This is a genomic window from Enterobacter sp. CP102 (genome assembly GCF_025152625.1).
Classification (GTDB): domain Bacteria; phylum Pseudomonadota; class Gammaproteobacteria; order Enterobacterales; family Enterobacteriaceae; genus Enterobacter; species Enterobacter soli.
Map to the genome: position 1 here is coordinate 2,891,080 of NZ_CP104014.1, position 13,048 is coordinate 2,904,127.

The 13,048-nt window shown below is 51.0% G+C and carries 14 protein-coding genes; 4 read left to right on the forward strand and 10 right to left on the reverse strand.

Annotated elements, in window-relative coordinates:
- Positions 1 to 5: 5 nt before the first annotated feature.
- Positions 6 to 1,838 carry an excinuclease ABC subunit UvrC gene (gene uvrC / locus N1249_RS13730; protein ID WP_259830073.1) on the reverse strand — a complete coding sequence of 611 codons (1,833 nt, stop codon included), beginning with the start codon at positions 1,836 to 1,838 and terminating at the stop codon, positions 6 to 8.
- On the reverse strand, positions 1,835 to 2,491 hold the full coding sequence (uvrY, locus tag N1249_RS13735; RefSeq protein WP_014070750.1) for a UvrY/SirA/GacA family response regulator transcription factor: 657 nt from the start codon (positions 2,489 to 2,491) through the stop codon (positions 1,835 to 1,837). The genes uvrC and uvrY overlap by 4 nt, the downstream gene beginning before the upstream one ends.
- A 467-nt stretch (positions 2,492 to 2,958) precedes the next feature.
- Between uvrY and N1249_RS13740 the strand changes: the two genes are divergently transcribed.
- Positions 2,959 to 3,183, forward strand: coding sequence for a DUF2594 family protein (locus N1249_RS13740; RefSeq protein ID WP_257273410.1), 225 nt, complete (start codon positions 2,959 to 2,961; stop codon positions 3,181 to 3,183).
- Positions 3,184 to 3,248: 65 nt separating this feature from the next.
- Here the strand turns inward: N1249_RS13740 and sdiA are convergent, their stop codons facing one another.
- The 8 genes from sdiA to N1249_RS13780 all read right to left on the reverse strand — a co-directional run bounded on the left by sdiA (position 3,249) and on the right by N1249_RS13780 (position 10,455).
- Positions 3,249 to 3,971 carry a transcriptional regulator SdiA gene (sdiA, locus tag N1249_RS13745; protein WP_257273411.1) on the reverse strand — a complete coding sequence of 241 codons (723 nt, stop codon included), beginning with the start codon at positions 3,969 to 3,971 and terminating at the stop codon, positions 3,249 to 3,251.
- Positions 3,972 to 4,193: 222 nt separating this feature from the next.
- Positions 4,194 to 4,946, reverse strand: a complete 753-nt coding sequence (gene tcyN, locus N1249_RS13750) for an L-cystine ABC transporter ATP-binding protein TcyN (RefSeq protein WP_217186412.1) — start codon at positions 4,944 to 4,946, stop codon at positions 4,194 to 4,196.
- Positions 4,943 to 5,611 (reverse strand): cystine ABC transporter permease, encoded by a 669-nt coding sequence (gene tcyL, locus N1249_RS13755; protein WP_119937164.1) that lies wholly within the window; start codon positions 5,609 to 5,611, stop codon positions 4,943 to 4,945. Before tcyL ends, tcyN begins: the two co-directional genes overlap by 4 nt.
- Positions 5,612 to 5,632: 21 nt before the next feature.
- Entirely contained in the window at positions 5,633 to 6,619 is a 987-nt protein-coding gene (dcyD, locus tag N1249_RS13760) for a D-cysteine desulfhydrase (RefSeq protein WP_257273412.1), read from the reverse strand.
- A gap of 107 nt (positions 6,620 to 6,726) precedes the next feature.
- Positions 6,727 to 7,527 carry a cystine ABC transporter substrate-binding protein gene (tcyJ, locus tag N1249_RS13765; protein WP_257273413.1) on the reverse strand — a complete coding sequence of 267 codons (801 nt, stop codon included), beginning with the start codon at positions 7,525 to 7,527 and terminating at the stop codon, positions 6,727 to 6,729.
- Between the two features lie 86 nt (positions 7,528 to 7,613).
- Positions 7,614 to 8,165: a flagella biosynthesis regulatory protein FliZ gene (fliZ, locus tag N1249_RS13770; RefSeq protein WP_014070757.1), complete on the reverse strand. Its 552-nt coding sequence runs from the start codon at positions 8,163 to 8,165 to the stop codon at positions 7,614 to 7,616.
- A 54-nt stretch (positions 8,166 to 8,219) separates the two neighbouring features.
- Complete coding sequence (locus tag N1249_RS13775; protein ID WP_014070758.1) at positions 8,220 to 8,939, reverse strand: RNA polymerase sigma factor FliA; 720 nt, start codon at positions 8,937 to 8,939, stop codon at positions 8,220 to 8,222.
- A gap of 163 nt (positions 8,940 to 9,102) precedes the next feature.
- Complete coding sequence (locus N1249_RS13780) at positions 9,103 to 10,455, reverse strand: FliC/FljB family flagellin (protein ID WP_259830092.1); 1,353 nt, start codon at positions 10,453 to 10,455, stop codon at positions 9,103 to 9,105.
- 269 nt (positions 10,456 to 10,724) lie between these two features.
- Here N1249_RS13780 and fliD point away from each other — a divergent pair, with 269 nt between their 5' ends.
- Genes fliD through fliT form a run of 3 tightly spaced genes read left to right on the forward strand, consistent with a single transcriptional unit; the run spans position 10,725 to position 12,952 of the window.
- A complete protein-coding gene (gene fliD / locus N1249_RS13785; protein WP_259830093.1) occupies positions 10,725 to 12,143 on the forward strand; it encodes a flagellar filament capping protein FliD in 1,419 nt (472 codons plus the stop codon).
- 27 nt (positions 12,144 to 12,170) lie between these two features.
- Complete coding sequence (fliS, locus tag N1249_RS13790; protein ID WP_257273416.1) at positions 12,171 to 12,581, forward strand: flagellar export chaperone FliS; 411 nt, start codon at positions 12,171 to 12,173, stop codon at positions 12,579 to 12,581.
- Complete coding sequence (fliT, locus tag N1249_RS13795; RefSeq protein ID WP_257273417.1) at positions 12,581 to 12,952, forward strand: flagella biosynthesis regulatory protein FliT; 372 nt, start codon at positions 12,581 to 12,583, stop codon at positions 12,950 to 12,952. Before fliS ends, fliT begins: the two co-directional genes overlap by 1 nt.
- The last annotated feature ends 96 nt before the right edge of the window (positions 12,953 to 13,048 follow it).

A 13,048-nucleotide genomic window follows, 5' to 3' on the forward strand; every position in this document is an offset into this window, starting at 1 on the left:
AGCCCTCAATGTTTCAACGAGTAGTAGATCTTTTCTGCCAGTGCTTGCGAAATACCCGGCACTTTTGCAATTTCTTCAATGCTCGCATTGAGTAATCCTTGCAATCCGCCCATATACTTCAACAGCATCTGGCGACGTTTCGGACCCACGCCATCAATGGTTTCAAGTGTACTGGTGTTCTTCACTTTTGCCCGTTTTTTACGGTGTCCGCTGATTGCGTGATCGTGGGACTCATCACGAATGTGCTGGATCACGTGCAACGCAGGGGAATCCGGCTGCAAACTGAACCCCTCTCCTTCTGGCTCAAAAAACAAGGTTTCCAGCCCCGCTTTACGATCCGCCCCTTTTGCGACACCTAACAGCAACGGGTGCTCTTTGTCCCAGGTCACGTCCAGCGATTCAAAAACGGCTTTCGCCTGACCAAGCTGCCCTTTGCCGCCGTCAATCAGGATAACATCCGGGATCTTGCTCTCTTCTATCGCTTTGCCATAACGACGACGCAGCACCTGATTCATGGCCGCGTAATCATCGCCTGGCGTGATGCCGGTGATGTTATAGCGCCGATACTCCGCGCGCAGCGGGCCGTTGGCATCAAACACCACACAGGATGCCACAGTCTGTTCACCCATCGTATGGCTGATGTCAAAACACTCCATACGCTTCACTTCAGGTAATTTCAGGAGCGTTGCCAGGGCGGTCAATCGCTGGCTGACCGTCGACTGTTGCGAAAGCTTAGTGGTCAATGCCGTGGCGGCATTCGTGCGCGCCAGCTTCAGATAACGTGCGCGATCGCCGCGCGGTTTGGTCTGGACATTGACGCGCCGCCCCGCCAGCTCAGAAAGTGAATCGGCCAGCAGGGTTTTATCATCAAGATTGAAATCGAGCAGGATCTCAGAAGGCAGCGTGCGCATCTGGCTGCCCTGGAGATAGAACTGGCCCACAAAGGTTTCAACAACCTCGCCAAGCTCAGTACCACCTGGCACTTTCGGGAAATAGCTACGGCTGCCGAGCACTTTGCCCTGGCGGATAAACAGCACGTGGACACAGGCCAGCCCGGCATCAAAGGCAACGCCGATGACATCAAGATCGTCACCCGTGTTAGAAACAAACTGCTTCTCGGTCACCCTGCGCACGGCCTGGATCTGATCGCGAATGCGCGCCGCTTCTTCAAACTCCAGAGCGCTGCTGGCTTTTTCCATACGGGCAATCAGCTGCGTCAGCACCTGATCGTCTTTTCCGGCTAAAAACAGGCGCACATACTCCACCTGCTGAGCATACTCTTCTTCCGTCACCAGGCCGGCAACGCATGGCCCCAGACAGCGCCCAATCTGGTATTGCAGGCACGGACGTGAGCGGTTGCGATAAACGCTGTTCTCGCATTGACGAACCGGGAAGATTTTTTGCAGCAGCGCCAGGGTTTCACGGACGGCGTACCCGTTAGGGAACGGGCCAAAATATTCACCCTTTGCATGTTTTGCGCCACGGTGCATTGCCAGGCGTGGATGGGTATCACCGCTGAGAAAAATAAAAGGGTATGACTTGTCATCACGCAACAACACGTTGTAGCGCGGCTGGTAAAGCTTGATGTAGTTATGTTCGAGCAGCAGCGCTTCTGTCTCGGTGTGGGTCACGGTGACATCAATGCTGTTGATAAGCGCGACCAGGGCTTCGGTCTTACGGGAAGCGAGATTGCTGCGAAAATAGCTGGAGAGGCGCTTTTTAAGATCTTTCGCCTTCCCTACATAGATAACCGTACCGCCAGCGTCATACATCCGATAGACGCCTGGCTGGCTGGTAACGGTTTTCAGAAATGCTTTTGAATCGAACACATCACTCACTGACTGGTTAAGGTTTCCGCATTACACAGACCATGGCGAATCGCCAGGTGAGTCAGTTCGACATCGCCGTGAATGTTCAGTTTACTGAACATACGATAGCGGTAGCTGTTCACCGTTTTCGGACTGAGATTCAGCTGCTCTGAAATCTCATTCACTTTCTGGCCCTTGGTGATCATCAGCATAATCTGCAATTCGCGCTCAGACAAACTGGCGAATGGCGATTCTGTTTTGTCGGGTTCAATCTGGCTCAACGCCATTTGTTGAGCGATGTCCGACGCGATATAGCGCTGACCGGCAAACACTGAACGGATAGCATTGACCACTTCCTGCGGGGCAGCACCTTTGCTGAGATACCCTGCAGCACCCGCCTGCATCACTTTAGCGGGGAGCGGGTTTTCAGTGTGCACGGTCAGCATGATGACTTTTGTATCAATAAAGGTACGGGCGATTTTACGCGTGGCTTCCAGCCCGCCAATGCCGGGCATGTTCATATCCATCAACACAACGTCCGCCGAGTTAGTGCGACACCATTTAACAGCGTCCTCACCACAGCAGACTTCACCGGCAACTTTGATACCTTTTATATCTTCAAGAATGCGTCGTATCCCTGCGCGCACCAGTTCGTGGTCATCAACAAGAAGGACGTTGATCAAAGGAAATGTCTCCAGAATAGGGATAACGCTACTGACTGCTAATTTGGTTTATATTAACGGTTTTCCTCACAAGATTAAAACGTTAAAAAACCGGCTATTCGATTTTGCTCTCGTTTTTGGAAATTAGCCTGTACACCTGGTGGAAAGAAACGCAGCGGCGCCAGGGCGTTTGAGGCTATTTTTAAGCATCTGTATTCAAAAGGTTACAAAACAACCCTAAAAAAACCTAAGAGAAAACAGAACTCAAATTTTTGTAACAATAATTAACGGTGGCGGTACCAACGTTAAACAATTAATTGCAGATAATCAGGCGTACAGATTACCGCCGTTTGTTGTTTACGCGAATAAACAAAAAGCGTAAAAGTACGAAAAACAACCACTGCATTTTTTGGCGCGGCTTGTGGTATACTCCGCGCCCTTAACTTTCATCGTCGCGCTCAAGCGCTGTTTTATAATGAGGAAAATAAATGAGCACACCTGAATTTGCCACTGCGGAGAATAACCAAGAACTGGCACAGGAAGTATCCTGCCTGAAAGCGCTGCTGACGCTTATGCTACAGGCAATGGGTCAGGCTGACGCCGGCCGTGTGATCATTAAGATGGAAAAACAAATCGCGCAAATGGAAGACCAGGCTGAATCAGCGGTATTTGCCAATACGGTTAAGCAAATTAAACAAGCTTACCGCCAGTAAAACAAACGGCTGGATGCGTTGCATTCAGCCGTTGTCCTCGTCTGCCACGCAGAACGTCTTTTGCTTCAGATAAGCCCCGTCGCCGCCGCATAGCAGGCAATCTGCGTTTTGTTGGGTGCGTTGAATTTCTTCTGCATATTCTTCTGATGGAAGTTAACCGTATTCTCTGAGATTGAGAGAATGATTGCTATTTCTGCTGAGGTTTTTCCTTCCGCTGTCCACTTCAGAATTTCCCGCTCACGTTTGCTGAATTTCATTTCAGGCGGCATTACCGTCTCGTGTGCAAATCGCAGCAAAGACGTTAAGGCCATTTGCACCAGCATTTGTAAGCGCAGCTCTAATTCTTCACCGTCGAAGGCATTCTCCACCAGGCTAGTACGCGATACGGAAAGGAAACCCAGCGCATGATTGGGTAACATCAGGCATTGTGTTATTCCCTTGCGTAAGCCGTGGTCGCGCGCCCCATCCCATAATGCCTGAGAATCAGTGAATAATTCATCAGTCCAGGGTAAATGCCCCTGAACGAAATTCTCAGGTTTCAGCACCGGGTCGATGGCGAAATAATTCTCTGACTGATATTGCGCTAACCACTGTGCGGGGTAAGTGGTTTGCAAAGAAATTTTAGGGCGCGTAAATGGCACTGGATGACGGACGCAGAGAGCGAAATAATCAAATTCCAGTTCCTGAGTTTGTCTCTGAAGTTCGAGATAAACCTCGTCGGCGGTTGTCATTTCCTGAAACCGGAGGAAGCATTTCCGACGCCATGTGAAAAAGTCTGTATCCTTCATACTTACTGAATGAAGCCTCTGATAAAGATAATCATTATTATGGTGAATATAAACTAACACATAAAACTTATTTAGATATACAAAATATCGGCAATATGACTATTAACTTTAGTTTTAATACGGTTAATCCGAACTGTGCGGAATAAAAAAACAATACGAAAGGGCTCAGGGGAGAATAATTTGCTCCAGGGGGAAAATCTGGAGCAAATTAGTGTATAAATGCTACTGCATAAGGAATTTTTCGAGGAACTGGCGGGTACGCGGCTGTTGTGGGTTAGCAAATAGGCTTTTTGCCGGCCCCTGCTCTACAATTCGCCCCTGATCCATGAATATAGCCCGGTCGGCCACATCTCTGGCGAAGCTCATCTCGTGCGTCACAATCACCATTGTGCGTTTCTCCTGCGCCAGCTGCCGGATAGTGTTTAGCACCTCTCCCACCAGCTCAGGATCAAGCGCAGAGGTAGGTTCATCGAACAGGATCACATCAGGACGCATGGCCAGTGCGCGGGCAATCGCCACACGCTGCTGTTGGCCGCCAGATAAACGCCGTGGGTAGCTGGTCTCTTTACCGGCAAGCCCCACTTTCGCCAGCAGCTCGCGGGCACGGGCGGTGGCTTCGTCTTTAGGCTCGCCTTTTACGATGACCGGCCCTTCGATAATGTTTTCCAGCACGGTCCGGTGCGGGAAAAGATTAAAGTTCTGAAAGACAAACCCGACATGCTGACGCAGACGGCGGATCAGCCCTTTCTGCTGGTTGATGGACTTCCCGGTGTCGATGGTGATATCACCCACGCGAATGGTTCCGCCTTCCGGCTGCTCCAGTAAATTAATACTGCGCAGCAGCGTGGTTTTCCCGGAGCCGCTTGGCCCGATAATCGCCACTACTTCCCCTTGCTCAACTTCAAGATCGATACCGTGCAGTACCGTCTGTCCGTGGAATTTTTTCACCAGGTTTTTGACGTCGATAGCACTCATTTCGGATCACGCTCCTGGCGGTTAAGCTGGTTTTCAAAATAGTTTTGCAGCGCAGACAGTACCGTCGCCATCACCCAGTAAATCAGCGAGGCCGCCAGATACATGGTGAACACTTCGAGCGTACGCGAGGTAATAAGCTGCGCCTGGCGGAACAGCTCAGGCACCTGGATAGTCGCCGCCAGCGAGGTGTCTTTCACCAGGCTGATAAAGCTGTTGCTGAGCGGCGGGAGCGCCACGCGTGCTGCCTGCGGCAGAATTGCTCTGCGCAGCGTCTGCCACGGCGTCATACCGATACTGGCCGCCGCTTCCCACTGGCCTTTATCAATAGAGGAAATCGCCGCGCGCAGGGTTTCCGAGGTATAGGCCGCGGTGTTCAGCGACAAGCCGATCATCGCCGCAGGGATCGGATCAAGCTCAATACCGAACTGCGGTAAACCGTAGTAGATCATAAAGAGCTGGGCGATAAGCGGCGTGCCGCGAAAGACAGAGATATAAAACCGCGCCAGCCAGCGTACCGGCAGCAGCGGTGACATTCGCATCAATGCCAGCACAAACCCCAGCACCAGGCCAAAGAACATCCCGCCGATACTGAGCTGTAACGTAAACACCGCGCCTTTTAGCAGGAACGGCAACGAATCAATAACCAGTTGAATACTTTCTTGCATTATTATTTTTCTACCTGATGTTTAGACATGAGGATGGTAGGCAAACAGCGCGGGTGCCCCGCCAGTGTGCACAAATAAAATCGGGCCTTCATCCTTAAAGCGTTTCTGCGCAATACCGTCTATAAGACCTGCCATTGCCTTACCGGTATACACCGGGTCAAGCAGGATACCTTCCAGCCGGGCCAGCAATTTTACCGCTTCCATGCCTTCTTCATTTGGCGTGCCATAGCCCGGGGCAAAATAGTCATCCCAGAGAATAATATCGGCTTTCGCCTGAAGTTCGAGCTGCTCTGCCACCGCCTGCTGCAAGGTCACCACTTTTGGTTTTTGATCGGCAATGCTTCGGGAAACCGTCACACCAATCAGCTCCGCCTCGGGCATCAGTTGCTCCAGGCCTACCGCCAGCCCGGCGTGGGTCCCTGCGCTGCCAGAGGCGACCACCACAGAAGACAAATTAACTGCTCCTTCACACTGCTGAGCAATCTCCAGCGCGCTTTCCACATAGCCCAGCGCCCCCAGCGCATTCGAGCCCCCCACCGGAATAACATACGGACGAAAGCCCTGCGCTTCCAGGCGCGTGGCCAGTTCATCAAGCTGTGCCGTCGGGTCAGTCAGTGCATCACACATTTCGACCTGGGCGTTAAACAAGTCCAAAAGCAGGCGGTTGCCGTTGGTCAGGTAATTTTCTGCGCGCGTGCCAATCGGGTTCTCCAGCAGAGCCACACAGTGCAGGCCCAGTTTTGCCGCCACGGCGGCCGTCTGGCGCACATGGTTGGACTGAATTGCCCCGGCGGTCACCAGCGTATCCGCGCCTTCGCGCAACGCATCTGCGGCCAAAAACTCCAGCTTGCGCAGCTTATTGCCGCCCATCGCCATTGGCGTCACATCGTCACGTTTAATAAAAATATCGCGCCCTAAATAATCAGAAAATCGCGGTAAATACTCCAGCGGCGTGGGTGCGCCAATAAACTCCAGGCGTGGGAAGCGCGTTAAATTTTGCAGTGACATGGATCCTCCGGTAACGCTGTCTTTATTAGATACTTTTTATTATGCACGCAGACGCGTAAGAAATAAAAAAGGCGCTTTTAAAAGCGCCTTTTTTTACAGCCAACGACTTATTTCGTGACGTCAGCCCCGAACCACTTCTCGGAGAGCGCCTTCAGGCTGCCATCTTTCTGCATGTCGGCGATGGCCGCATCAATGGCTTTCACCAGGTCTTCGTTGCCTTTACGCACCGCAATACCAGACTCCTGACGAGAGAACGCATCACCCGCAACGGCCAGGGTGTTGTTGGTTTTCTTCACCAGATCCAGCGCCGCCAGGCGGTCAACCAGAATGGCGTCGATACGGCCCACGCGCAGATCCTGGTATTTGGTCGGGTCATCATCATAAGTACGGATGTCAACACCCTGTACGTTCTGGCGCAACCACTCTTCGTAGTTCGTCCCCAGACCGACGCCCACTTTTTTACCTTTCAGGTCAGCCGCGGTTTTGATGGCGTCTTCGTTACCTTTCTTCACCAGCGCCTGGATACCTGACACGGTGTATGGCGTAGAGAAGTCATACTTCTTCTTACGCTCATCAGAAATGGTCACCTGGTTAATCACCACGTCGATACGTTTAGAATCCAGTGATGCCAGCATCCCGTCCCATTTGGTCGGTTTGAGCGAGGCTTTTACGCCAAGATGTTTCGCCAGCTCTTCAGCAAACTCCACTTCGAAACCGGTCAGTTTTCCGTCATCACCCTGGAAGCTGAACGGAGGATAAGTTCCTTCCAGCCCAACCAGCAGCGTGCCGCGTTCTTTGACTTTATTCAGCAGATTTTCCGCCGCGAACGTTTTCACGCTCATGCCAGCGACCAGCGCAACAGCCATTACACCCATCAGCGCCTGACGACCCAGAAGTGCTAATTTCATAAATACCCCGATATAGTGGAATTTTTGAGTAGTGTAGTGAATTCGCCTGCAACGTCAAAGGCGGCTGCGCTACATCTTATTCTTTTTTAATATATATCAGAAGTTGTCTCGGCGTGGACTTTCTGCTTCACCACACCCGGCATTTGTACCTTATATTGCGCGTACTTGCGCAGTGCAATGCGGTAGTTATTGGTGCTGGTTGCCGGCAACCACGGCTCCAGATTTTCATCCAGATAGCCGGTCTTAAGCAGATCGCGAGAGATGTTATGCACGGTCAGATGCTGGCCAAGGCGACGCAGGCGAACCACATATTCGCGCACGGTGCCGTGACTCATCTCCGTTTGTTCAAACAGGAATTGTTTGAAGCCAATAATGTCGAAGAAGTCGCTTTGCTCTTTGCAGTGTAAATCACCACAGAAACGGCAAAGCGCCACCCACTCTTTTTGCTCTTCAAACCATGCTGATTCATCCATCAACGTGTCGAGGCGAGAGATCGCAATTTTGTTAACGATTTCGCCACGACGAACCAGCGTGATACGGTCGAGTAATTTATTACAGTGGGCGCAATGCGTCTGGCTGTGTTTAAAGTCTTTCAGGTAGCGGCTTAGAGGCCGTCTTTTTGATTGCTGCACCGTCATGATAACTCCTGGTTGTCAATACGTTGTGCGGCATTTTTCAGGTGAATCAATCACCTATAACTTACCCAGCTTTGTACGTAAGCGCTTAATGGCCTGGCTGTGCAACTGGCTGACCCGCGACTCGCCCACTTCAAGAACAGCGCCAATCTCTTTGAGGTTGAGCTCTTCCTGGTAATAGAGGGTCAACACCAGTTGTTCACGTTCTGGTAAAGCTTCAATAGCTTCCATTACGCGATGGCGTAAATTACCTTCCATTAAATGGTGTAACGGGTTTTCTTGCTGGTGTTCATCTGTTACCAGCTCGATGCTATCGCCATGCTCTTCACGCCACTCATCATAAGAGAAGAGTTGGCTATTATTGGTATCGAGCAACATCTGACGATACTCTTCAACAGCAATGCCAAGACGTTCCGCCACTTCTGTTTCCGTCGCGTTGCGTCCCAGTTCCTGTTCCAGCTGCCCCATCGCATGTGCCACTTCGCGTGCGTTACGGCGAACACTGCGCGGCACCCAGTCACGGCTGCGCAGCTCGTCCAGCATCGCACCACGAATACGCTGTACTGCGTAAGTAGTAAATGCCGTTCCTTGCAGAGCGTCGTATCGGTCAACTGCATTCAATAACCCGATACCGCCCGCCTGTAGCAGATCGTCCAGTTCCACGCTCGCCGGCAAACGCACCTGGAGGCGCAATGCTTCGTGACGCACCAGCGGAACATAACGCTGCCACAGCGAGTGTTTATCCATTACACCATCAGCGGTATAGAGTGAATTCACGATAAACAGCCCTGCGTTAATTGAGTTATCGGCATGATTATCCGATTCTGGAGGGGTTTTAATTGGGTGAATAGTGGGTGAAATGAGGGGTTATTTGGAGGTTACAGATAAATTATAGATGGAAAAAACCCCGCCGAAGCGGGGTTTGAGCGTAATCAGGCGATTAGCCCTGCAGCAGAGACAGAACCTGCTGAGGAACCTGGTTAGCTTTAGTCAACACGGAGTTACCAGCCTGCTGGATAATCTGCGCTTTAGACATATTTGACACTTCGGTCGCATAGTCGGCGTCCTGAATACGGGACTGCGCTTCAGACAGGTTAGTGGTGGTGTTGTTCAGGTTGGTTACAGCAGAGCTCAGACGGTTCTGTACCGCACCCAGAGAAGAACGGAATTTATCAACAGAAGCGATAGCTTTGTCCAGCAGAGCCAGTGGGTCTGCTGTAGCGGAACCAGCGAATTGAGATGTTGCAGCAGTAGTTACGGCACCAGCAGCGTTGGTAATATTGCTCAGTTCAATACCGGTTGTTGCAGTAGCAGGAGTAGGAGTAGCAGAGTCCTTGCTGTTAACTAAGCCATCTGAATTGACTGCAAAGTTTTTACCCTGAATTGTTACATAAGCAGAAACAGCTTTTGTAGTAGCGTCAACACCAACTTTGATGTACTGACCGCTAATGGTTGCACCGTCCGTAGCAATACCATTCGCGTAGTCGCCATATTTAACATCGGTGGTGTTCAGTTCAACTTTACCTGCATCTCCGGCTGTGGCACTGCTATCGCCTACAGACACAGAATAGTAATCGCTTCCTGACTGAACAACATACTTATCGGTACCTGTAATATTGTGCAGAGACAGAGTGCTTGCATCAACATTCAGGTTTTTAGCAACGTCGCTCAGGTCAACGTCAACCATCGCGCCGGCAACGTCAGGAGCGGTTGTACCGTTGTTGACAACTTGAGTAATACTTGCACCCACTGAGAGACTGCTTTTGGAAACGGAGAAACCGTTCAGGCCCAGGGTAGAAGAATCAATCTGTTGCAGGTCGATGTTGATGGTCTGGCCATCGTTGGCACCAACCTGGATAGACATAGAACCGTTTTTAGCCAGTACGTTCACGCCGTTGAACTGAGTCTGACCAGATACGCGGTCGATTTCGTCCAGACGGGATTTGATTTCGTCCTGGATTGAAGACAGGTCAGAATCGGAGTTAGTACCGGTAGTTGCCTGAACAGTCAGCTCACGAACACGCTGCAAGTTGTTGTTGATTTCAGACAGTGCACCTTCAGTGGTCTGTGCCAGAGAGATACCGTCGTTTGCGTTACGTGCTGCCTGAGTCAGACCTTTGATGTTAGAAGTGAAGCGGTTAGCAATCGCCTGGCCCGCAGCGTCATCTTTAGCGCTGTTGATACGCAGACCGGAAGACAGACGCTCGATAGAAGAAGACAGAGCAGACTGGTTCTTGTTGATGTTGTTCTGAGTGATCAGCGAGAGGCTGTTGGTATTAATGACTTGTGCCATGATTTCGTTTCCTGTTGTTCATCAAATCTGTTTGGTTAGATTTGGGTTTCCACCCTTCGGCTTCATCGCCGTCAAAGGTGTTATCGTCTGGTCCAAAACAACCTTTAGAATTTTTTTCAGGATCTCGAATATTTTTTTAGCCATGGAAATACTCTTCTCTATTAGCGTTATTCCCGCCATTAAAAAAAAAGAATTAACCGTAAACTTTCCCCTGATGAGGCCGATAACCCCAGTATTCGTTCTACGTGTCGATACATTAAGGAATAAATATGGCAAGTATTTCAACGCTGGGTGTGGGCTCGGGTCTGCAATTAAGCGATATTCTGGACAGCCTGACAGCCGCAGAAAAAACGCAGCTGACCCCAATTTCAAATCAGCAGTCGTCTTATACCGCCAAGCTGAGCGCTTACGGCACGTTAAGCAGTGCCGTATCAGCATTCCAGACGGCAAACACAGCCCTGAATAAAGCCGACCTGTTTACCGCAACCAGCACGTCGAGCAGCTCTACCGCTTTTAGCGCCACCACAACCGGCAGCGCTATTGCCGGTAAATACACGATTAGCGTGTCGCAGCTGGCGCAGGCCCAGACGCTAACAACCAAAAGCACGCAGTCCGATACCAAAACGGCTATCGCCTCAGCGGACAGCAAAATCACCTTTACCGCGGGCAACGGAAAAGACCCGGTAACTGTGGATATCAGCGCGGCAAACTCCTCGCTGTCGGGCATTCGCGATGCCATCAATAAGGCTGATGCCGGTGTAACCGCAAGTATTATCAACGTAGGTAATGGTCAGTATCGTCTGTCTATTACCTCAACCGAAACCGGCTCTGATAATGCGGTAAGCATCAGCGTAAGCGGTGACAGCGCCCTGCAATCCTTTATGGGTTACAACGGCACCAGCACCGATGCCAACAACGGCATGGCTGAAAGTGTGACTGCGCAAAACGCAAAACTGAAAGTGAACAACGTTGATATCGAAAACAGCAGCAACTCCATCAGTGATGCGCTGGAAGATATCACCCTGAACCTGAATGACGTCACCACCGGCAACCAGACGCTGACCATCTCAAAGGATACGTCTAAAGCGGAAACGGCACTGAAAGCCTGGGTTGATGCCTATAACACCCTTCAGGACAGCTTTGCGTCGTTGACCAAATATACCGCCGTTGATGCAGGCAGCAGCTCACAGAATTCCAGCAATGGCGCACTGCTTGGCGACAGCACGCTGCGTACTATCCAGACTCAGCTGAAAAGTCTGCTCACAAACTCTGCGGGCGGAACGTCATATAAGTCTTTAACGCAGCTTGGCATTACCAGTGATCCATCAACGGGTAAATTGACGCTGGATAGCACCAAACTGGAAACAGCCCTGACAGACAACCCATCGGCAGTGAAAGATTTGATTGTTGGCGACGGTAAAACCACCGGTATTACCACCACCATGGCGACCAAACTGACTGACTGGCTCTCAACGAAAGGCATCATTCAGGCTGCGAAAGATGGCGTCAGCAAAACGCTGAACAACCTGACCGATCAGTATAACGCCGTGAGTGACCGTATCGATGCCACCGTGGCGCAGTACAAAGCCCAGTTTACTCAGCTGGACGTACTGATGACGTCACTGAATAACACCAGCAGCTACCTGACTCAGCAGTTCGATACATCTTCGTCCAGCAGCAAGTCGTAAACGCTAATAGAACCCGAGGGGGATAACATGTACGGCGCAAAAGGCACGCAAGCCTACGCAAAAATAGAGGTTGAAAGCGCAGTGATGAGCGCCAGCCAGCATCAGCTGGTTATCATGCTATTTGATGGAGCCCTCAGCGCGCTGGTACGCGCGCGTCTGTTCTTGCAGGACGGTAATATCCCGGCTAAAGGACTGGCGCTTTCGAAAGCCATCAACATTATCGAAAACGGGCTGAAGGTTGGCCTGGTCGAAAATAATGGTGATGAGCTGACACAAAATCTGATCGCGCTTTACGCCTATATGGTAAGACGCCTCCTGCACGCCAACGTGAATAACGACGCTAACGCCATCGAAGAGGTGGAAAACTTGCTGCGCAATATCGCTGACGGGTGGAAGGAAGTTGCCGGTTCGCCACAACTGATTCAGGACGCCGTCTAATGAGTAATGCACCGCAACTCTACACCCTTTACCAGCAGCTCCTGGATCAGAGCCAGATGATGCTGCGCCTTGCTCGTCAGGGCCTGTGGGATGAACTGATCGCCTGTGAAACCGATTATGTTAATGCGGTGCACTCGCTGGCTAAGCTCACAGAGGAATTTCAACCCTCTTCACAAGTGCAGGAACAACTTCGTCCTACCCTGCGGGTGATCCTGGACAACGAAAGCCAGGTCAAAACGCTGCTGCAAAACAGAATGAATGAACTGGCAAAGCTGGTTGGTCAAACGTCCATCCAGAAAACCGTTCTTTCCACCTACAGCAACCAGGGCGGCCATGTTCTGGTCCCGCAAAACAATCTCGATATAAATTAGCCATCTGCTGGCGAACGGGCGTTTCTCGCTTCGTTCGCCAGGCATTTCTGCGCGTCCTATCCCATACTTGAGTTTCGCGACCTCATGGAGATGGTA